This window comes from Aliirhizobium smilacinae, from assembly GCF_006335145.1.
In the GTDB taxonomy this organism is placed as follows: Bacteria; Pseudomonadota; Alphaproteobacteria; order Rhizobiales; family Rhizobiaceae; genus Neorhizobium; species Neorhizobium smilacinae.
Window position 1 is genome coordinate 81,648 of record NZ_VDMN01000007.1, and the last position, 19,030, is coordinate 100,677.

Annotated in this window: 20 protein-coding genes; 1 reads left to right on the top strand and 19 read right to left on the bottom strand. The window is 59.7% G+C overall.

Annotated features, from left to right (window positions below; translation table 11 throughout):
• Positions 1-4: 4 nt before the first annotated feature.
• From FHP24_RS23695 to sdhC, 15 genes are all read right to left on the bottom strand, one after another.
• On the bottom strand, positions 5-493 hold the full coding sequence (locus FHP24_RS23695) for a cytochrome b (RefSeq protein ID WP_139678721.1): 489 nt from the start codon (positions 491-493) through the stop codon (positions 5-7).
• Between the two features lie 109 nt (positions 494-602).
• Positions 603-2,009, bottom strand: coding sequence for a dihydrolipoyl dehydrogenase (gene lpdA / locus FHP24_RS23700; protein ID WP_139678722.1), 1,407 nt, complete (start codon positions 2,007-2,009; stop codon positions 603-605).
• A 61-nt stretch (positions 2,010-2,070) separates the two neighbouring features.
• Positions 2,071-2,712 (bottom strand): LysE family translocator, encoded by a 642-nt coding sequence (locus FHP24_RS23705; protein WP_139678723.1) that lies wholly within the window; start codon positions 2,710-2,712, stop codon positions 2,071-2,073.
• Between the two features lie 12 nt (positions 2,713-2,724).
• Positions 2,725-3,138 (bottom strand): MAPEG family protein, encoded by a 414-nt coding sequence (locus FHP24_RS23710; RefSeq protein ID WP_139678724.1) that lies wholly within the window; start codon positions 3,136-3,138, stop codon positions 2,725-2,727.
• 29 nt (positions 3,139-3,167) lie between these two features.
• Entirely contained in the window at positions 3,168-4,397 is a 1,230-nt protein-coding gene (gene odhB, locus FHP24_RS23715) for a 2-oxoglutarate dehydrogenase complex dihydrolipoyllysine-residue succinyltransferase (RefSeq protein WP_139678725.1), read from the bottom strand.
• A 61-nt stretch (positions 4,398-4,458) separates the two neighbouring features.
• Positions 4,459-7,458 (bottom strand): 2-oxoglutarate dehydrogenase E1 component, encoded by a 3,000-nt coding sequence (locus FHP24_RS23720; protein ID WP_139678726.1) that lies wholly within the window; start codon positions 7,456-7,458, stop codon positions 4,459-4,461.
• A gap of 206 nt (positions 7,459-7,664) precedes the next feature.
• On the bottom strand, positions 7,665-8,567 hold the full coding sequence (sucD, locus tag FHP24_RS23725) for a succinate--CoA ligase subunit alpha (protein ID WP_139678727.1): 903 nt from the start codon (positions 8,565-8,567) through the stop codon (positions 7,665-7,667).
• A gap of 17 nt (positions 8,568-8,584) precedes the next feature.
• Entirely contained in the window at positions 8,585-9,778 is a 1,194-nt protein-coding gene (gene sucC, locus FHP24_RS23730) for an ADP-forming succinate--CoA ligase subunit beta (protein WP_139678728.1), read from the bottom strand.
• A 68-nt stretch (positions 9,779-9,846) separates the two neighbouring features.
• Positions 9,847-10,809 (bottom strand): malate dehydrogenase, encoded by a 963-nt coding sequence (mdh, locus tag FHP24_RS23735; RefSeq protein ID WP_112458614.1) that lies wholly within the window; start codon positions 10,807-10,809, stop codon positions 9,847-9,849.
• 174 nt (positions 10,810-10,983) lie between these two features.
• On the bottom strand, positions 10,984-12,147 hold the full coding sequence (gene zapE / locus FHP24_RS23740) for a cell division protein ZapE (protein WP_139678729.1): 1,164 nt from the start codon (positions 12,145-12,147) through the stop codon (positions 10,984-10,986).
• A 28-nt stretch (positions 12,148-12,175) separates the two neighbouring features.
• On the bottom strand, positions 12,176-12,703 hold the full coding sequence (locus FHP24_RS23745; RefSeq protein ID WP_139678730.1) for a protease inhibitor Inh/omp19 family protein: 528 nt from the start codon (positions 12,701-12,703) through the stop codon (positions 12,176-12,178).
• 214 nt (positions 12,704-12,917) lie between these two features.
• A complete protein-coding gene (locus tag FHP24_RS23750) occupies positions 12,918-13,697 on the bottom strand; it encodes a succinate dehydrogenase iron-sulfur subunit (RefSeq protein WP_139678731.1) in 780 nt (259 codons plus the stop codon).
• An 18-nt stretch (positions 13,698-13,715) separates the two neighbouring features.
• Positions 13,716-15,560 carry a succinate dehydrogenase flavoprotein subunit gene (sdhA, locus tag FHP24_RS23755; RefSeq protein ID WP_139678732.1) on the bottom strand — a complete coding sequence of 615 codons (1,845 nt, stop codon included), beginning with the start codon at positions 15,558-15,560 and terminating at the stop codon, positions 13,716-13,718.
• 6 nt (positions 15,561-15,566) lie between these two features.
• Positions 15,567-15,947 (bottom strand): succinate dehydrogenase, hydrophobic membrane anchor protein, encoded by a 381-nt coding sequence (gene sdhD / locus FHP24_RS23760; RefSeq protein ID WP_139678733.1) that lies wholly within the window; start codon positions 15,945-15,947, stop codon positions 15,567-15,569.
• A gap of 12 nt (positions 15,948-15,959) precedes the next feature.
• Complete coding sequence (gene sdhC, locus FHP24_RS23765) at positions 15,960-16,349, bottom strand: succinate dehydrogenase, cytochrome b556 subunit (protein ID WP_139678734.1); 390 nt, start codon at positions 16,347-16,349, stop codon at positions 15,960-15,962.
• Between the two features lie 279 nt (positions 16,350-16,628).
• On the opposite strand from sdhC, the gene FHP24_RS23770 reads away from it, so the two are divergent.
• Complete coding sequence (locus FHP24_RS23770; protein ID WP_139678735.1) at positions 16,629-17,111, top strand: hypothetical protein; 483 nt, start codon at positions 16,629-16,631, stop codon at positions 17,109-17,111.
• A 12-nt stretch (positions 17,112-17,123) separates the two neighbouring features.
• Here the strand turns inward: FHP24_RS23770 and FHP24_RS23775 are convergent, their stop codons facing one another.
• From FHP24_RS23775 to FHP24_RS23790, 4 genes are read right to left on the bottom strand one after another with little or no spacing between them, the layout of a single operon-like run.
• Positions 17,124-17,510, bottom strand: coding sequence for an ester cyclase (locus tag FHP24_RS23775; RefSeq protein WP_139678736.1), 387 nt, complete (start codon positions 17,508-17,510; stop codon positions 17,124-17,126).
• 8 nt (positions 17,511-17,518) lie between these two features.
• Positions 17,519-18,211 (bottom strand): class I SAM-dependent methyltransferase, encoded by a 693-nt coding sequence (locus tag FHP24_RS23780; RefSeq protein WP_139678737.1) that lies wholly within the window; start codon positions 18,209-18,211, stop codon positions 17,519-17,521.
• A 9-nt stretch (positions 18,212-18,220) separates the two neighbouring features.
• A complete protein-coding gene (locus FHP24_RS23785) occupies positions 18,221-18,673 on the bottom strand; it encodes an EVE domain-containing protein (protein ID WP_139678738.1) in 453 nt (150 codons plus the stop codon).
• 8 nt (positions 18,674-18,681) lie between these two features.
• Positions 18,682-18,984: a YciI-like protein gene (locus FHP24_RS23790; RefSeq protein ID WP_139678739.1), complete on the bottom strand. Its 303-nt coding sequence runs from the start codon at positions 18,982-18,984 to the stop codon at positions 18,682-18,684.
• Positions 18,985-19,030 lie beyond the last annotated feature (46 nt).

Consider the following 19,030-nt stretch of genomic DNA (forward strand, 5'->3'; position numbering starts at 1 on the left):
CGCGCTAACCGCTTGTCATCCTTCGAATGATGTTGGTCTTCCAGTAGAATTGATGCACCAGCACGCCGAGAATGTGCAAGCCGATCAGTATCCACAAGGCAGTCTTCATCCAGCCGATATGGGCAAAGGCGGCCATGCCGTTCTTGAAATAGAACGCCCCGATCCCGGCAAGCGGCATGATGATGAACATCGCATAGAGCGCCCAATGCGTGATCGTCGCCACGACGCGTGAGACGGCCGGCTCTTCCACCGGATGCGGCGGTGCTCCCTGCGCGATGCGAAGACAGAGCCGTGCCAACGCCAGCGCAAGAATTGCGATCCCCACATAGGCATGGATATTCGCCGAGGTCATGATCTCGGGCGGGATCGGCTTGTCGCCGAAATAAAGCTCTCCGAATGTCGTCATCACGTCGGAAAACAGGAGATTGAAGAGGATCAGCACGGCCATCAGCCAATGCAAAATGCGTTGCGGCAGAGAGAATGCGGTCTTCATGTCCGTCACCTTGCTGAAAGAGCAATACGACATGAAGTTTAGGACGAATGGCCAAAAGAAAAAGGCGGGATCTGCGTCCCGCCTTTCGAATTTCCGATATTCGTCGCCGTTACATATGGATCGGCTTGGCGAAGGTCGAAAGCGCTGCTTCCTTGACCGCTTCCGACATTGTCGGGTGAGCGTGGCAGGTGCGACCCAGATCTTCCGACGAACCGGAAAACTCCATCAGCACGGTGATCTCGTGGATCATCTCGCCGGCGCCGAAGCCGACGATATGGCCGCCGAGAACCCGGTCGGTGTCCTTGTCGGCCAGGATCTTGACGAAACCGTCGGTCGCCAGCATGGCGCGGGCACGACCGTTCGCCGTGAATGGGAACTTGCCGACCTTGTAGGCGATGCCCGCAGCCTTCAACTCTTCCTCGGTCTTGCCGACGGAAGCGACTTCCGGCTGGGTGTAAACGACACCCGGAATGACGTCATAATTCACATGGCCATGCTGGCCGGCAAGGATTTCGGCAAGGGCGACGCCCTCGTCTTCCGCCTTGTGCGCCAGCATCGGACCCTTCACCACGTCGCCGATCGCATAGATGCCGGCAACATTGGTCTTGAACCCATGATCGATCTCGACGCGACCGCGATTGTCGAGCGCGACGCCTGCAGCTTCAAGGCCGAGGCCTTCGGTATAGGGCTTGCGACCAGTGGAGATCAGCACGACGTCTGCCTCGACGGTGACGACATCGCCGCCCTTGACCGGTTCATAGGTGACCTTGGCGCCGGTTGCCGTCTTTTCGACGCCGGTGACCTTGGCTTCGGTGCGGATATCCATGCCCTGCTTGGCGATCATCCGCTGGAACTGTTTCGAGACGTCGCCATCCATGGCGCCGAGCAGCTTGTCGAGATATTCGATCACGGTGACCTTGGCGCCGAGACGCAGCCAGACCGAACCGAGTTCCAGGCCGATAACGCCGCCGCCTACCACGATCAGGGTCTGCGGCACCTTGTCGAGCGAAAGCGCGCCGGTCGACGATACGATCACCTTTTCGTCGATCTCGACATTGACGCCCGGAATGCCGGCAACGTCAGAGCCGGTGGCGATGACGATATTCTTCGTTTCCAGTTCCTGCACCTTACCGTCTTCGGCAGTGACCGAAACCTTGCCGGCAGCAACGATCTTGCCGGTGCCGATAAAGCCGTCGATCTTGTTCTTCTTGAACAGGAAGGCGACGCCATCGACGTTCGACTTGATGGTCGCATCCTTGTGGGCCATCATCTTTGTCAGGTTCAGCGTCGGCGCTGCAACCTCGACACCCAGCGTATCGACGCCATGGGCAACCTGATGGAACATTTCCGACGCGTGCAGCAATGCCTTGGACGGAATGCAGCCGACATTCAGGCAGGTGCCGCCATAGGTGACGCGCTTTTCGACGACGGCGACCTTGAGGCCGAGCTGGGCTGCCTTGATTGCGCAGACATAACCACCGGGACCGCTTCCGATGACGACGAGATCATATGCCATGTTCTAATTCCTGATTTTGGTTTTGGCAGGCTCATTCCCGCCCATGTTTCGGAAATGGCCGTCAGGCCGCTTTTTCAGTTGCAAGTTTTATCCCGAGCGCGATGAACACCACGCCGCTGGTGCGGTCGATCCATTTGCTGGCCCGCGAGAATGCCGCCCGCATGCGCGGCGTCGTCATGAATGTGCTGACGCCGACGAACCAGATGATCAGGCATGAGGCCATCACCAGTCCGTAGCCGAACTTGATTGTCATCGGCGTATGCGCACTGACGACGGTCGAAAAGATCGACAGGAAGAAAAACACCGGCTTCGGGTTAAGTGCATTCGCCGCAAAACCGAGCGTGAACGCCTTCACGGCCGATTGTCCCCGCACGCTCCCCTCGGCAGATGCCGCTGGCACGCCGATCTCGGTCTTGCCAGCCTTCAGCGCCTTGATGCCGATATAGATGAGATAGGCGACGCCAAGCCATTTGACGATGTTGAACAGATAAACCGACTGCGAAATGATCAGCCCGAGACCGAGAATGGTGTAGCTGACATGAAACATCAGCGCCGTGCCGATGCCGAAGCTGGTGATGATCGCCTGCCGCCGTCCGTGCACCATAGCCTGCCGGATCACCATCGCCAGATCCGCCCCCGGCGAGATGATCGCAAACGAGAAGATGGCCATAAGCGAGACCAATTCGATCAGATAGGCATGCATCGACAAACTTCCTTAAAACAGCAGGGCGGCCATCATGATCAGCAGTCCGGCAAGACTCAACATCCAGACCAGCGAGCGGATATAGGGAATGCCGGCGAGATAAAGCGGAACATAGGCGATCCGCGCAATCAGCCAGACCCAGGCACCGCCGATGCCAAACCCGGTCGGATCACCCATGAAGGCGAGGCCGAGAAGCAGGCCGATAAAGGCCGGATAGGTTTCCTGGTAATTTTTGGACGCACGCGCCGCCCGTCCCGCTTTCGCACTTTTCGGCGCAAGCTCCGCGTCACGCGGTCCGGCATTCCAGGCGGAACCCAGTTCGCGCGTCGCCAAAAACCCCTGCAGCAGAATGTGAAAGAGCAGCAGGACGACGCTTAGACAAAGCACGACGACGAGATGGGTCGCATTGGCCGAAGCGGGTTCCATGCTGCTCTCCTAGTTTCAGGACGTATGGATTAGAGATCGAGAACCAGGCGTTCCGGATCTTCCAGGCTTTCCTTGACGCGCACGAGGAAGGTCACCGCTTCCTTGCCGTCGACGATGCGGTGATCGTAGGACAGCGCCAGATACATCATCGGACGGATGACGATCTGACCGCCGACGACGACCGGACGCTCCTGGATCTTGTGCATGCCGAGAATACCCGACTGCGGAGCATTGAGGATCGGCGAGGACATCAGCGAACCATAGACGCCGCCATTGGTGATGGTGAACGTACCGCCCTGCATGTCGGCCATGGAAAGCGAACCATCGCGCGCTGCCTTGGCGAGACGGCCAAGCTCCTTTTCGACGCCGGCGATCGAACGCTGGTCGGCATCACGGATGACCGGAACGACCAGGCCCTTGTCGGTGCCAACGGCCATGCCGACATGGCAGTAGTTCTTGTAGATGATGTCGGTGCCGTCGATCTCGGCGTTAACGGCCGGCAGTTCCTTGAGCGCGTGGGTAACGGCCTTGGTGAAGAAGCCCATGAAGCCGAGCTTGACGCCATGCTTCTTTTCGAACACGTCCTTGTAACGGTTGCGCAGGTCCATCACAGCCGACATGTCCACCTCGTTATAGGTGGTCAGCATGGCTGCGGTGTTTTGTGCGTCCTTGAGGCGCTTGGCGATCGTCTGGCGCAGACGGGTCATCTTCACGCGTTCTTCGCGCGAGGCGTCGTCAGCGGACGAAACCGGACGCGGTGCCGCCGGAACGGCAGCCGCAGCCGGAGCGGAAGGGCCCTTGGCGATGGCGGCGATGACGTCGCCCTTCAGAACCTGGCCGCGCTTGCCCGAACCGTCGATGTCTGACGTCGAGATGTTGTTGTCGGCAGCGACCTTGGCAGCGGCCGGAGCGGCTGGCATCGAGGACGTTGCAGCAGGAGCTGCGGCGGCCGGAGCAGCAGCAGGCGCCGGTGCGGCTTCGGCAGGCTTTGCAGCCGGAGCGGCAGTGGCAGCGCCGGCCGCACCTTCGGCGATCTGGCCGAGCAGCGCGTCGAGGCCGACGGTCTCGCCGTTCTGGGCGACGATTTCGGTCAGTACGCCGGATGCCGGAGCCGGCACTTCGACGGTAACCTTGTCGGTTTCCAGTTCGACCAGAGGCTCATCGGCCTTGACCGTGTCGCCGACCTTCTTGAACCAGGTGCCGACGGTTGCCTCGCTGACGGATTCGCCGAGGGTTGGGACGCGGATTTCGGTGGCCATGATCTGTTTCCGTGTTTCTCAGATTTCGTTTCGAATGAAATTAGCGGGAGGCGGCTGAAAATCAGCCGCCAAGAGCGTCCTCGAGGAAGGCCTCGAGCTGTGCCAGATGCTTCGACATCAGGCCGGTCGCAGGCGAAGCTGCTGCCGGGCGGCCCGTGTAGCGGACGCGCTGATACTTGGCATCGATATGCGCCAGAACCCATTCCAGGTACGGGTCGATGAACGCCCATGCACCCATGTTCTTGGGCTCTTCCTGGCACCAGACCATCTCGGCGTTCTTGAAGCGTGACAGCTCGTTGATGAGTGCCTTTGCCGGGAACGGATAGAGCTGTTCGATGCGCAGCAGGTAGACGTCGTCGATACCGCGCTTTTCGCGCTCTTCCAGAAGATCGTAATAGACCTTGCCGGTGCACATCACGACACGGCGGATCTTGGCGTCCTTCTGCAGCTTGATCGGGCCGTCCTTGATGACTTCGGCATCGTCCCACAGCAGGCGGTGGAACGCGCTTTCACCCGCCAGTTCCGCCAGCGAAGAGGTGGCGCGCTTGTGGCGCAGCAAAGACTTCGGCGTCATCAGGATCAGCGGCTTGCGGAAGTCGCGCTTCACCTGGCGGCGCAGGATGTGGAAGTAGTTGGCCGGCGTGGTGACGTTGGCGACCTGCATGTTGTCTTCGGCGCACATCTGCAACCAGCGTTCCAGGCGTGCAGAGGAGTGTTCCGGACCCTGACCTTCATAACCGTGCGGCAGAAGGCAGACGAGACCCGACATGCGCAGCCACTTGCGTTCGCCCGACGAGATGAACTGGTCGAACACGACCTGCGCACCGTTGGCGAAGTCACCGAACTGGGCTTCCCAGAGGGTCAGCGCGTTCGGACGAGCCAGCGAATAACCGTATTCGAAACCGAGAACGGCTTCTTCAGACAGCATGGAGTTAATCACTTCATACTTGCCCTGGCCCGGCTGCAGGTTTGCAAGCGGGATGTAGCGTTCTTCGGTGTCCTGATCGTAGAGAACCGAGTGGCGCTGCGAGAAGGTGCCGCGTTCGCAATCCTGACCGGAAAGACGGATCTTCGTGCCCTCGACGCAAAGCGAACCGAAAGCAAATGCTTCAGCCATCGCCCAGTCGAGGCCTTCGCCGGTCTCGACCATCTGCGCACGGTTTTCCATGAAGCGCTTGATCGTGCGATGCGCGTTGAAACCTTCCGGAATGGTCGACAGCTTGCGGCCGATTTCCTTGAGGCTCTTCATCGGCATCGAAGTCTTGCCGCGACGCTGTTCATCGGCATCGTCGGCAGAGCGCAGGCCCGACCACTGGCCGTCCAGCCAGTCGGCCTTGTTCGGCTTGTAGCTCTGGCCGGCCTCGAATTCGGCGTCGAGATGGGCGCGCCAGTCGGCCTTCATCTTGTCGAATTCGGCTTCGGTCAGCACGCCTTCACTTGCCAGGCGATCAGCATAAATCTCGGCCACGGCCTTATGGGCGCGGATGACCTTGTACATCTTCGGCTGCGTGAACGCCGGCTCGTCACCTTCGTTATGGCCGAAGCGACGGTAGCAGAACATGTCGAGCACGACCGGCTTGTGGAATTTCATCCGGTATTCGGTAGCGATCTTGGCGGCGTAGGTGACCGCTTCCGGATCGTCGCCGTTGACGTGGAAGATCGGCGCCTCGATCATCTTGGCCACATCCGACGGATAAGGCGACGAACGTGAGAAGCCCGGATTGGTTGTGAAACCGATCTGGTTGTTGATGATGACATGCATCGTGCCGGCAACGCGGTGACCGCGCAGACCCGACAGGCCGAGAATTTCGGCAACCACGCCCTGGCCGGCAAAGGCCGCATCACCGTGCAGCAGCAGCGGCAGAACCTTGGCGCGCTCGGAGAGCGGGATGATGTTGTCCTTTTCCCATACCTTGGTCAGAAGGTCCTGCTTGGCGCGAGCCTTGCCCATCACAACCGGGTTGACGATCTCAAGGTGAGACGGGTTGGCAGTCAGCGACAGGTGAACCTTGTTGCCGTCGAATTCACGGTCGGAAGATGCACCGAGATGGTACTTCACGTCGCCCGAACCTTCGACTTCGTCGGGCTTGTAGGAACCGCCCTTGAACTCGTGGAACACGGCGCGATGCGGCTTGCCCATGACGTTGGTCAGAACGTTCAGACGGCCGCGGTGGGCCATGCCGACGATGACTTCTTCAAGACCCAGCTGGCCGCCGCGCTTGATGATCTGTTCAAGCGCCGGAATCAGCGCTTCACCGCCATCGAGGCCGAAACGCTTCGTGCCCTTGAACTTGACGTCGAGGAACTGCTCGTAGCCTTCGCCTTCGATCAGCTTCGAAAGGATTGCCTTCTTGCCTTCCGGGGTGAAGGCAACGCCCTTGTCCGGACCTTCGATCCGTTCCTGGATCCAGGCCTTTTCTTCCGGGCTCGACATATGCATGAACTCGACGCCGATGGTCGAGCAATAGGTCCGCTCGAGAATCTCGATCATCTCGCGCACGCTGGCGTATTCGAGGCCGAGAACGTTGTCGATGAAGATCTTGCGGTCGTAGTCGCTCTCTTCGAAGCCGTAGGACTTCGGCGACAGCTCGTTATAGTCCTCGACCGGGCTGGCGATGCCGAGCGGATCGAGCTTGGCATGCAGGTGGCCGCGCATGCGGTAGGCACGGATCATCATGATGGCGCGCACGCTGTCGCGGGTCGCCTGATGAACGTCGGCCTCGCTCACGGCTGCGCCCTTTGCGGAGGCAGCAGCTTCAGCCTTGGCCTTCACCTTGGTCTCGATAGCCTTTTCGACGATCGGCCAGTTGCCGTCCAGTGCAGAGACAAGGTCCCCGCCGGCGGCGATCGGCCAGTTCGGCTTCTTCCAGGAGGCGCCCTGGGCAGCCTTCTTTACATCATCCGGATTTTCGGCGAGTGCCTTGAAGAAGGCCTGCCATTCTTCGGAAACCGAATTCGGATCGGATTCGTATCTGGCATGGAGTTGTTCGATATAGACGGCATTCGCACCGTCGAGGAACGAAGTGATAAGAAACTGCTCGTTGGCTTCTTGCCGGGACATGGCCTATCGCGGGCGCCGCGCCCGCCTCCTCACGTAGTCGAAACCGAAGACCTCGACGGTTCCGCATTCTCTGGTCTGTTGTCTTGCCGCCGCGGCGGCGCCGTCCTGGTGACGGTTGACCCGCAGGCAAAAAAATTCGCCTGCGGGTTCGAAACCCAAGGTCCATCGCCGCCTGTCTATCGGCGGCGAGTGACCGTTATGTGGCGTCAGCCCTTGAGAACTTCAACCAGCGTCTTGCCGAGGCGGGCCGGGGAAGGAGACACCTTGATGCCTGCTGCTTCCATGGCCGCGATCTTGGATTCCGCATCGCCCTTGCCGCCGGAAACGACAGCACCGGCATGGCCCATTGTGCGGCCCTTCGGAGCAGTACGGCCGGCAATGAAGCCAGCCATCGGCTTCTTGCGGCCCTTCTTGGCTTCGTCGATCAGGAACTGCGCTGCATCTTCTTCAGCCGCGCCGCCGATTTCGCCGATCATGATGATCGACTGGGTGGCTTCGTCTGCGAGGAACATTTCCAGCATGTCGATGAATTCGGTGCCCTTGACCGGGTCGCCGCCGATGCCGACAGCCGTCGTCTGGCCGAGGCCTTCGTTCGACGTCTGGAATACGGCTTCGTAGGTCAGCGTGCCCGAACGGGAAACGATGCCGACCGAACCCTTGCGGAAGATCGAGCCCGGCATGATGCCGATCTTGCATTCTTCCGGCGTCAGAACGCCCGGGCAGTTGGGCCCAAGCAGGCGCGACTTGGACTTGTCGAGGCGAGCCTTGACCCGCACCATATCCATGACCGGGATGCCTTCGGTGATGCAGGTGATGAACGGGATCTCGGCGTCGATCGCCTCGATGATCGCGTCGGCTGCACCTGCCGGCGGAACGTAGATGACTGAGGCGTCAGCGCCGGTGCGCTCCTTGGCTTCGGCAACGGTCGAATAGATCGGCAGGCTTTCGCCCTTTGAGCCGGTCCAGGTTTCGCCGCCCTTTTTCGGGTGGATACCGCCGACCATCTTGGTGCCGTAATAGGCAAGCGCCTGTTCTGTGTGGAACGAACCGGTCTTGCCGGTCAGGCCCTGAACGAGGATCTTGGTGTCTTTATTGACGAGAATAGACATGTATCAGGTTCCTCAGATTAGGCTTTGATCGCCGCGACGATCTTCTTGGCCGCGTCGTCAAGATCGTCGGCAGCCGTGATCGCAAGACCAGATTCGTTGAGGATCTTCTTGCCGAGCTCGACATTGGTGCCTTCGAGACGCACGACGAGCGGAACCTTGAGGCCGACTTCGGTGACGGCTGCGACAACGCCTTCGGCGATGACGTCGCATTTCATAATGCCACCGAAGATGTTGACGAGGATGCCCTCGACCTTCGGGTCAGCCGTGATGATCTTGAAGGCTGCAGCGACCTTCTCCTTGCCGGCGCCACCGCCGACGTCGCAGAAGTTTGCCGGCTCCTTGCCGTAGAGCTTGATGATGTCCATCGTCGCCATGGCGAGACCGGCACCATTGACCATGCAGCCGATATTGCCGTCGAGGGCGACATAGGCGAGGTCCCACTTGGAGGCTTCGATTTCCTTGGCGTCTTCTTCGGTCTCGTCGCGCAGCGCCTTGACGTCGTCATGGCGGAACAGTGCATTGCCGTCGAAGGACATCTTTGCGTCGAGAACGCGCAGATGTCCGTCCTTCATGACGATCAGCGGGTTGACTTCAAGAAGAGCCATGTCCTTTTCGCCGAACGCCGTGTAGAGCGCCGGGAACAGCGACTTGGCGTCTTCCGCAGCAGCGCCGGAAAGCTCGAGAGCCTTGGAGATCGCAACGACGTCGTCAGCTGTGACACCGGCAATCGGGTCGATGGCGATCGTATGGATCTTCTCAGGTGTGTCGTGGGCAACGGCTTCGATGTCCATGCCGCCTTCGGTCGAAACGACGAAGGCAACCTGACCGACCGAACGATCGACCAGGATCGAGCAATAAAGCTCGCGGTCGATATCGGCGCCGTCTTCGATATAGAGGCGGTTGACCTGCTTGCCGGCCTCGCCGGTCTGTGCGGTTACCAGCGTGTTGCCGAGCATGTCCTTGGCATGAGCCACGACTTCCTCGATCGACTTGGCAAGGCGAACGCCGCCCTTGGCGTCGGGGCCGAGTTCCTTGAACTTGCCCTTGCCGCGACCGCCGGCATGGATCTGGCTCTTGACCACGTAAAGCGGGCCCGGCAGCGACTTGGCAGCAGCTTCGGCTTCTTCGACCTTGAGGATCGCGACGCCTTCGGCAACCGGTGCGCCGTAACCCTTCAAGAGAGCCTTGGCCTGATATTCATGGATATTCATGGGGCTTGATCCCTATTTGAATGACGTGAGCGCTGGCAAAAGCCAGCGCCGAACTTTTTGGATGCTGATTACTTCAGCGAAGGAACGAGAGCGATGCAGGCTTCGCAGAGACCGGCGACAGCGCCGACCGACTTCTGGAAGGCCGCTTCTTCGTCCTTGTTGAATTCGACTTCAACGATGCGCTCGACACCACCGGCACCGAGAACCACCGGAACGCCGACATACATGTCCTTGACGCCGTACTGACCGGAGAGGTGAGCGGCGACAGGAAGAACGCGCTTCTTGTCCTTGAGGTAGGATTCAGCCATTTCGATCGCCGAGGCGGCCGGAGCGTAATAGGCAGAACCGGTCTTCAGCAGGCCGACGATCTCGGCGCCGCCATCACGGGTGCGCTGGATGATCTGGTCGAGCTTTTCCTGCGTCGTCCAGCCCATCTTAATGAGGTCGGTGAGCGGCACGCCGGCAACCGTCGAATAACGGGCGAGCGGTACCATCGTGTCGCCATGGCCGCCGAGAACGAATGCGGTGACGTCCTGGACGGAAACGTTGAATTCTTCGGCGAGGAAGAGACGGAAACGGGCGCTATCGAGCACGCCGGCCATGCCGACGACCTTGTTCTTCGGCAGGCCGGAGAACTTCTGCAGAGCCCAGACCATCGCATCGAGCGGGTTGGTGATGCAGATGACGAAGGCGTTCGGGGCATATTTCTTGATGCCGGCGCCGACCTGTTCCATGACCTTGAGGTTGATACCGATAAGGTCATCACGGCTCATGCCCGGCTTGCGGGCAACACCGGCGGTCACGATGCAGACATCTGCGCCTTCAATCGCAGCGTAGTCGCTGGCACCGGTCAGCTTGGCATTGAAGCCTTCGACGGGGCCGGACTGAGCGATATCGAGGCCCTTGCCCTGCGGAATGCCGTCGGCGATGTCGAAGAGGACGACGTCGCCCAGCTCCTTCAGGCTGGCAAGATGCGCCAGCGTGCCACCGATCATGCCAGAACCAATAAGTGCAATCTTCTTACGCGACATGGAAATGCTTCCTCTCAAATCCCGACCTGCGGCAAGTTAGCGCAGGCTCTGCTTGCGGCAGCACGGATAGCCTCATCCGCCGGAAATGGCAAACGAATATTTTGACGTCATATTTTTCAATCGGTTAGATATAAATTATCTTACGTAAACGTAAGAATATGCGTCATAATTATGTCAGATTTGCTGCCGCTTCTCATTATGAAGCACCAGATATTCCGCGCTGCGCATCTCGAAAAGACGGGAAACCGTACGGTCGAACTCAAAACCTTCCGTCCCTCGGCGTTCGGTCAGCATTTCATCCGGCGAAGTTGCAGCCGAAATGAAGAGGCGGACGGATTGATCGTAAAGCGCATCGACCAGATTGATGAAGCGCTTCACTTCATTGCGCTTTTCCGCACCGAGCTGCGGCACGTGCTCGACGAAGACCACGTCGAACCGGGCGGCGATCGCCAGATAATCCGATGCGCCAAGCGGCTTTTCGCAAAGATCGGAGAAGGAAAACCGGGCGGCCCGCCCGCTGGCGAGCGGCACATGGATGCTACGCCCCTTCATCGGCAACTCGACCGGCTCCGCCTTGTCGCCGTCCGTAACCTGATGCCAGGCCGCCTCCATCGCTGCATCCGAACGAGCGTCGAGCGGTGTCAGGTAAACGGGCAGATTGGCATTCTTCTGCATGCGGTAATCCGTCGGACTGTCCAGCGTCACCACATCGACGTGATTGCCCAGAAGCCCGATGAACGGAACGAACAGGCCGCGGTTGAGGCCGTCCCTGTAGAGATTGTCCGGCGCAACGTTGGAGGTCGCGACCAGCACGCAGCCGAGACTGAAAAGCTCGGTAAACAGCCGTGCGAGGATCATCGCATCGGTGATGTCGGTGACCGAAAATTCGTCGAAGCACAGAAGTTCCGCTTCGGCAAAAAGCGCTGCCGCGACCGGCGGCACCGGATCGGCCTGCTTCGTCTCGCCCCGCTTCAGCTTCTGCCGCTGTTCGTGGATGCGGTTATGGACGTCCGCCATGAATTCGTGGAAATGCGCCCGGCGCTTTTTGGGCGTCGATGCTTTCTTGAAGAACATGTCCATGATCATGGTCTTGCCGCGGCCGACACTGCCATAAACATACAGACCACGGATCTTGCGCGGTTTTCCCGATCCCTTGGCGAACAGCCAGCCGAGTGCGCTCGACTTTTTTGCGGGCTTTGTTTCCCGCAACTCGGTCAGGATATGATCGAGCTTGGCGGCCACCGCCATCTGCGCGGCATCGGGAGTGAGTACGCCGGACGCCGCCAGCGCCTTGAGCTCTTCGCAGACGCTCGACGTATATTCTGGAATGGGTTCCACGAGGGACGCCCCTTCTCGATGATGATGATCAGCGGCTCAGGCTGACCGGCTGGCCCGAATTCGTGGTGCCGTCGAAACGGTTGTCGGCGCTCTTGTAGACGCGGCCGATCACATCGCCTGCACGGTTCTTGAACTGCACCATCTTGCCGGAGACCTCCCAGGACCCCATGGCCGTCAGGTCGCCGGAGCAGCCGCGGGTACCACCACGCGAACCGCTGCCCAGATTGGTCAGCGTCAGGAACATGTCGCAAGAAGCGCCGCCATTGGAAACGCGCCAGTTGCCGACCATCTGTTCCTTGGTGACGTCGAGTGCGCTCTGCGGCGCGCTTGCGTTCGGGTCGAGCGAAGCCATGTTCTGGCCGCCCTGAGGCGCGGAAGGATATTGCGACGCACCGCCGGGAGGCGGAAGCTGGCCGCCCTGCACGCTCGGCACCGGCTGGGCCTGAAGCGGAGCGGGCTGCGAAGGCAGATCATTATAGGGGCTGTAAGATGTCCGCTGGCAGCCAGCCAACGCCAGCGTCAGCACCAGACCTGTTGCCACATATTTGAACTGCATCAAAAACTCCTGTCCGGATCATTTCATACTGCCCTACAACTTGGGCACGACAGTTTGGCCGGGAATATCGTAAACGCCCTTGGTTAATCAAGGGTATCCGGCCAATCCGGCACAATCGCGACCATCTGCACGTTCAATTCGGCGTGCATGCCGGGCAGTTGCACGAGTGACAAGGCCGCAACGATGACGCTGCGGCCCTGGCTGATTTCTCTTGTTAGACGCGGCGCTCGACCATCATCTTCTTGATTTCGGCAATCGCCTTGGCCGGGTTCAGTCCCTTCGGGCAGGCCTGGGCGCAGTTCATGATCGTGTGGCAGCGATAAAGACGGAAGGGGTCCTCGAGATTGTCGAGGCGTTCGCCCTTAGCTTCATCACGGCTGTCGATCAGCCAGCGATAGGCCTGCAGCAGCACGGCCGGACCGAGATAACGGTCACCGTTCCACCAGTAGCTCGGACAGGAGGTCGAGCAGCAGGCGCACAGGATGCACTCGTAGAGACCGTCGAGCTTGAGGCGATCCTCATGGCTCTGTTTCCATTCCTTCGCCGGCGCCGGCGATACCGTCTTCAGCCACGGCTCGATCGAACGATGCTGGGCATAGAAGTTGGTAAGGTCGGGGATCAGGTCCTTGACGACCGGCATATGCGGCAGCGGATAGACCTTCACCGTACCGCTGATATCGTCCATGCCCTTGGTGCAGGCGAGCGTATTCGTGCCATCGATATTCATCGCGCAGGAACCGCAAATGCCTTCGCGACAGGAACGGCGCAGCGTCAGCGTCGGATCGATCTTATTCTTGATATAGAGAAGACCGTCGAGCACCATCGGGCCGCAATCGTCGATATCGATATAGAACGTATCGATGCTCGGGTTTTTGCCGTCATCTGGATTCCAGCGATAGATGCGATATTCGCGGACGTTCTTGGCACCTTCCGGCTTCGGCCAGATCTTGCCTTCGGACATCTGGGAATTCTTGGGGAGAGCGAGTTCAACCATGATCTAGGTCCCTTCCGATCAGTACACGCGAGCCTTGGGCTCGATCTTGTAAGGATCGATGCCCTCGGCGATCAGGTCCGTGTGGACCGGACGGTAGTCGAGGTTCACGTCGCCCTTTTCGTTGACCCAGGCAAGCGTATGCTTGCGCCAGTTCACGTCGTCGCGGCCGGCAAATGCGCCTTCCGTGAAGTCTTCGCGGGCGTGCGACCCACGGCTTTCCTTGCGCGCTTCGGCGCCGTAGACCGTGGTGATGGCGTTTGCCATCAGGTTGTGTAGCTCCAGCGTCTCGACGAGATCCGAGTTCCAGATCAGCGAACGGTCGGTGACCTTGACGTCGGGAAGCTCGCTCCAGATCTGGGACATGCGCTTACAACCGGATTCGAGCGATTCCTGCGTACGGAACACCGCTGCATCGTCCTGCATCGTGCGTTGCATCTTGTCGCGCAGAACAGCAGTCGGCGTCGCGCCACTGGCGTAACGCAGGCTGTCGAAGCGATCCATGATCTTGTCGCAGGCGGCCGTGTTGAGCGCCGGGATCGCGCCTTCGCGGTCGATCACCTGACCGGCGCGGATCGCGGCGGCGCGGCCGAAGACCACGAGGTCGATGAGCGAGTTGGAACCAAGGCGGTTTGCCCCGTGAACCGATGCGCAACCGGCTTCACCCACAGCCATCAGACCGGGAATGATCCGCTCCGGATTATTGGCGTCGGCATTCAGCACTTCGCCCCAATAGTTGGTCGGAATGCCGCCCATATTGTAGTGAACGGTCGGCAGGACCGGGATCGGCTCACGAGTCACGTCGACGCCGGCAAAGATCTTTGCCGATTCCGAAATGCCTGGAAGACGTTCATGCAGCACGGCCGGATCGAGATGGTCGAGATGCAGGAAGATGTGGTCCTTGTTCTTGCCGACGCCGCGTCCTTCGCGGATTTCCAGCGTCATGCAGCGCGAAACGACGTCGCGCGAGGCAAGGTCCTTGGCCGAAGGCGCGTAACGTTCCATAAAGCGTTCACCCTCGGAATTGACGAGGTAACCGCCCTCACCGCGTGCGCCTTCGGTGATCAGACAGCCCGAACCATAAATGCCGGTCGGGTGGAACTGGACGAATTCCATGTCCTGCAAGGGCAGGCCGGCGCGCGCCACCATGCCGCCACCGTCGCCGGTGCAGGTATGGGCAGAGGTTGCCGAGAAATAGGCGCGGCCGTAACCGCCGGTCGCCAGAACCACCATCTTGGCGGTGAAGCGATGGATCGTGCCGTCATCGAGGTTCCAGGCGACGACGCCGGTGCAACGGCTGCCGTCGTCCGACATGATCAGGTCGAGCGCGAAATATTCGATGAAGAATTCGGCATTGTTCTTCAGCGACTGGCCGTAAAGCGTGTGCAGGATGGCATGGCCGGTACGGTCGGCGGCAGCGCAGGTGCGCTGTACCGGCGGGCCGGCGCCAAAGTTCTGCATGTGACCGCCGAACGGGCGCTGGTAGATCTTGCCTTCTTCGTTTCGAGAGAACGGCACGCCGTAATGCTCGAGTTCGTAGACGGCCTTGGGCGCTTCCATGACCATGTACTGCATGGCGTCGACATCGCCGAGCCAGTCTGAACCCTTGACGGTGTCATAGAGGTGCCACTGCCACGAGTCCGGCGTCATGTTCTGCAGCGAGGCGGCAATGCCGCCCTGCGCCGCGACGGTGTGCGAGCGGGTCGGGAAGACCTTGGTGATGCAGGCGGTCTTGAAACCCTGTTCGGCCATGCCGAGCGTGGCGCGAAGACCGGCACCACCGGCACCGACGACGATCACGTCGTAGGAGTGGTCGACGTAATTATAGGCTTTGCCGTTCTGGGCGATAGGTGTGACGGATGCCATGATGGATTATCCTACGAACGCAATTTTCAGAACGGCGAAAAGACAGAGCCCACCGATCAGCATTGCAAAAAAAGTATTGAGCATCACGGCCAGGAATTTCAGGCCTTCGTTATGCACGTAGTCGACGATGATTTCCTGAACGCCGATGCGCATGTGCACGAGACCGGCAATGATCATCAGGCCGAAAAGGACGGCGATGAGCGGGTTCGACAGAGCAATGACGACATCCTCGTAAGGCGCGCCTGCATAGCGGATCAGGAAGATGATGAAGAAGATGGCGAGCGGCACGAGCGCCACCGCAGACATCCGCTGCACCCAGAAATGCTCGGTGCCGTCCTTTGCTGATCCGAGACCACGAACCTTGCCGAGGGGAGTACGCATATCCATGATGTTTCCTCCTCAGATGGCCAGGCCGATGATCCAGACCAGCACGGTCAGACAGATCGATACGACCGGCATGATCAGCGCTACCTTGGTCGCAAAGTGTTTTTCAAAACCATGTCCCATGTCCCACACGAAGTGGCGGATACCGCCGAGCATGTGGTGGATCAGGGCCCAGGTATAGCCGAACAGGACCAGCAGCCCGATCCAGGTGCCGAACAGCCAGCTGACCCAGTCGAAATAGGGTTTACCGGAAGCGGCCGCGATCAGCCACCAGGCCAGCAGGATCGTGCCCGCAGCCAGCGCAGCGCCGGTAATGCGGTGGACGATCGACATGACCATTGTGGGGATTGGCTTGTAGATTTGCAGATGCGGCGACAGAGGCCGATTATTTGTTACATTCGCCATCATTACCTCGCGGCGTCGTCTAGCGGGCGGGCGCCCGGCAATACACTATGCCGAGAAAATGTGCATTGCATCATCGGCGTGGTTTAATCTTGGAATTACCTGACGACAAGAACAATTCCAAGTGAGCCCGAATTTAATCGATTGGGAATTGCAAGGGGGCAATACCCGGACATATCGCCGCGGCACATTAACCATCAAATCCAAAGATTTGGTTGCCGTCCGTGCGTTTGCCGCGCGACCATGTTAACATCTCGTTAACCACGACCTTCGGAGTTCGCCATGATAGCGAATCGCATGAAACCTGTTCTTTTCGCAGCTGCACTTGCTGGAGCTTTCGCATCGACGACCCTCGCCCGCGATCCTTCGCCGGATTTCAACAGCAGCAACGGCTTCCATGGCGGCCACCATTCAGGCCATGGACATCACGGTCGACCCGAACGGCTGAGGCGCATTTCCGATCAGCACCTTGGCGGCGCCAGCCGCGCGGTTTCGTCGACGCGAAACACCCGTTCGGAGCAGGCGTCCATCCAGACGCTGGGTACCGTCGCCACGGTATCGGGAACCTCGATCATCTACAGCGACGGTTATCGGGAGATCTATCTCGGCAGATATGCGCCGGAACAGGATAGCAACAGGCTCTCCTATCCCGCGCCCAGGGCAAAGATCATCACGGTGACCGAGGAGCTTGCCAACGGCAATTTCAAGCCGGTCAACGGCTGTTCTTACGAAATGGGCGTCTGCGTCATCCGCGGAGAGAAGTGAACCTCGGTCACGTCACGACAGCTGCGCTTCGATGGCAGCCTTGTCGATGACGGACCAGACCTGGACAATCCGCCCGTTCGAAAACCGATAGAAGACATTTTCGCAAAACCGGACGCGGAGGCCGTTGACGGGCAGTCCGAACAGATCGCCCGTAGGCGTGCAATCGAACAACAATCTGGCTGCAAGGTGCGGCGCCTCGACGACAAGAAAGTCGATGCTGAAGCGAAGATCCGGAATGGCGCGAAAATCGCCCACCAGCATCGCATGATAGCCATCTAGGCCGATCCGGCGATCATTGTGAATGACGTCGGCACCGACGAAGTCCCCCAACCGCGTCCAGTCCTGCCGGTTCAGGCAATCGATATAACCGCGATAGAGTTCGGACAGGTCTTCAGTCATCTTGGGTCCTAAAGGCTTAGATGAGAACGACTCTCATGCTTGCCGGTTCCCGACATCGGGAGAAACCGCCACACTGTCGTTTTCTTGACTTCGCTGTCCTCCAGCGCCCGCGTCACCGGCACTTCATAGGCTGCCAGCCGCTGCAGCCGTTCCTTGGGCAAGTAGCTGCGCCCCGGATCACCCACCAGCACAAGCTTGCCCTCGCACGCAAGCTGCGTGAACCACGGCACCAGCGCGGCGGCGAAATCCCGGTCGTAAAACACGTCCCCTGCCAGAACGACGTCGGAATCGACCATCAACCCGATCTGATTCTCTCCGGTAAAGCCGATTTCGACGCCGTTCTCGGCCGCATTAAGCGCCACCGCCGTCTTGGTCCACGGGTCGATATCAGCCGCCAGGACATGCGCCGCCCCGGCAAGCTTAGCAGCGATCGCCACCAGCCCGGACCCGCTGGCAAAATCCAGCACCCGTTTGCCTTCTATCATCTGAGGATGGTCGAGAATGTAACGGGCAAGCCCTTGCCCGCCGGCCCAGGCAAACGCCCAGAACGGTGGCGGAAGGCCGATCTTCTCCAGATCTTCCTCCGTCTTCAGCCACAGATCATGCGCCTCTGTTGCCAGATGCAGCACGATCTCCGGCACATGCGGCGGCCGCATCAGCTCGGTGTTGTCGAGGATGAAGGCCTTCGGATCGGTCTTCACATCATCAACTCAGGCGGGCGATTGAGGCGGCGATTGAGGCGGATTGTCGAGGCCGCCGAGCCGGCAGATCTCGAAATATTCCTCGTCCGTTACCGGCTGCACCGAAAGCCGCATCGAGGTAACGAGCGCCATCTTCTCGAATTTCGGGTTGGCCTTGACGTCCTTCAGCGTGATCGGCTTCGGCATGTCGATGACGGCGCGGATATCGACGCAATCCCATTTGGGATCGCCCTTGGCCGAACTATCCGGATGAGACAGCGCACAGACCTCGACAATGCCGACGATCTCAAGCCCTTCGTTCGAATGGTAGAAGAAGCCCTTGTCGCCGATCTTCATCGCCCGCATGTTGTTGCGAGCCAGGTAGTTGCGAACCCCTGTCCATTCCTCGCCGACATCACCCTTTGCCTTCTGCTGCTCCCAGGACCAGACATTCGGCTCGGACTTGTAAAGCCAATACGCCATCTATCGCCTCACTTCGGCTCAGTGGCGGGGTTGTTGAACACCCAGTTCCAGGCCTTCACCTCAACCTTTTCGAACAGGCCGGCGAGGTAATAGGGATCAGCTTCGGCGATCGTCCGGGCTGCGGCGATATCGGCGGCTTCGACCACGACCAGGCTACCGTTCGGCTTGCCGTCATCGTCGAGGAAGGGGCCGGCGAATTTAAGCGCACCTTCGGCATTGAGCTTGTTGAGGTGCTCCAGATGCGTCGGGCGGGTATCCATGCGGACCTGAAGATGTCCAGGCTTGTCGGTGCAGAGAAAGGCAAACAGCATTCGGGTTCTCCTCAGGGGTAAAACAATTCCGGGATCGGAACTGCGT

What these genes read in the sequence shown, in the direction of transcription:
- FHP24_RS23695 (WP_139678721.1), bottom strand. Translation starts at nt 493, where the DNA reads ATGAAGACCGCATTCTCTCTGCCGCAACGCATTTTGCATTGGCTGATG.
- lpdA (WP_139678722.1), bottom strand. Translation starts at nt 2,009, where the DNA reads ATGGCATATGATCTCGTCGTCATCGGAAGCGGTCCCGGTGGTTATGTC.
- FHP24_RS23705 (WP_139678723.1), bottom strand. Translation starts at nt 2,712, where the DNA reads ATGCATGCCTATCTGATCGAATTGGTCTCGCTTATGGCCATCTTCTCG.
- FHP24_RS23710 (WP_139678724.1), bottom strand. Translation starts at nt 3,138, where the DNA reads ATGGAACCCGCTTCGGCCAATGCGACCCATCTCGTCGTCGTGCTTTGT.
- odhB (WP_139678725.1), bottom strand. Translation starts at nt 4,397, where the DNA reads ATGGCCACCGAAATCCGCGTCCCAACCCTCGGCGAATCCGTCAGCGAG.
- FHP24_RS23720 (WP_139678726.1), bottom strand. Translation starts at nt 7,458, where the DNA reads ATGTCCCGGCAAGAAGCCAACGAGCAGTTTCTTATCACTTCGTTCCTC.
- sucD (WP_139678727.1), bottom strand. Translation starts at nt 8,567, where the DNA reads ATGTCTATTCTCGTCAATAAAGACACCAAGATCCTCGTTCAGGGCCTG.
- sucC (WP_139678728.1), bottom strand. Translation starts at nt 9,778, where the DNA reads ATGAATATCCATGAATATCAGGCCAAGGCTCTCTTGAAGGGTTACGGC.
- mdh (WP_112458614.1), bottom strand. Translation starts at nt 10,809, where the DNA reads ATGTCGCGTAAGAAGATTGCACTTATTGGTTCTGGCATGATCGGTGGC.
- FHP24_RS23745 (WP_139678730.1), bottom strand. Translation starts at nt 12,703, where the DNA reads ATGCAGTTCAAATATGTGGCAACAGGTCTGGTGCTGACGCTGGCGTTG.
- FHP24_RS23750 (WP_139678731.1), bottom strand. Translation starts at nt 13,697, where the DNA reads ATGGTTGAACTCGCTCTCCCCAAGAATTCCCAGATGTCCGAAGGCAAG.
- sdhA (WP_139678732.1), bottom strand. Translation starts at nt 15,560, where the DNA reads ATGGCATCCGTCACACCTATCGCCCAGAACGGCAAAGCCTATAATTAC.
- sdhD (WP_139678733.1), bottom strand. Translation starts at nt 15,947, where the DNA reads ATGGATATGCGTACTCCCCTCGGCAAGGTTCGTGGTCTCGGATCAGCA.
- sdhC (WP_139678734.1), bottom strand. Translation starts at nt 16,349, where the DNA reads ATGGCGAATGTAACAAATAATCGGCCTCTGTCGCCGCATCTGCAAATC.
- FHP24_RS23770 (WP_139678735.1), top strand. Translation starts at nt 16,629, where the DNA reads ATGATAGCGAATCGCATGAAACCTGTTCTTTTCGCAGCTGCACTTGCT.
- FHP24_RS23775 (WP_139678736.1), bottom strand. Translation starts at nt 17,510, where the DNA reads ATGACTGAAGACCTGTCCGAACTCTATCGCGGTTATATCGATTGCCTG.
- FHP24_RS23785 (WP_139678738.1), bottom strand. Translation starts at nt 18,673, where the DNA reads ATGGCGTATTGGCTTTACAAGTCCGAGCCGAATGTCTGGTCCTGGGAG.
- FHP24_RS23790 (WP_139678739.1), bottom strand. Translation starts at nt 18,984, where the DNA reads ATGCTGTTTGCCTTTCTCTGCACCGACAAGCCTGGACATCTTCAGGTC.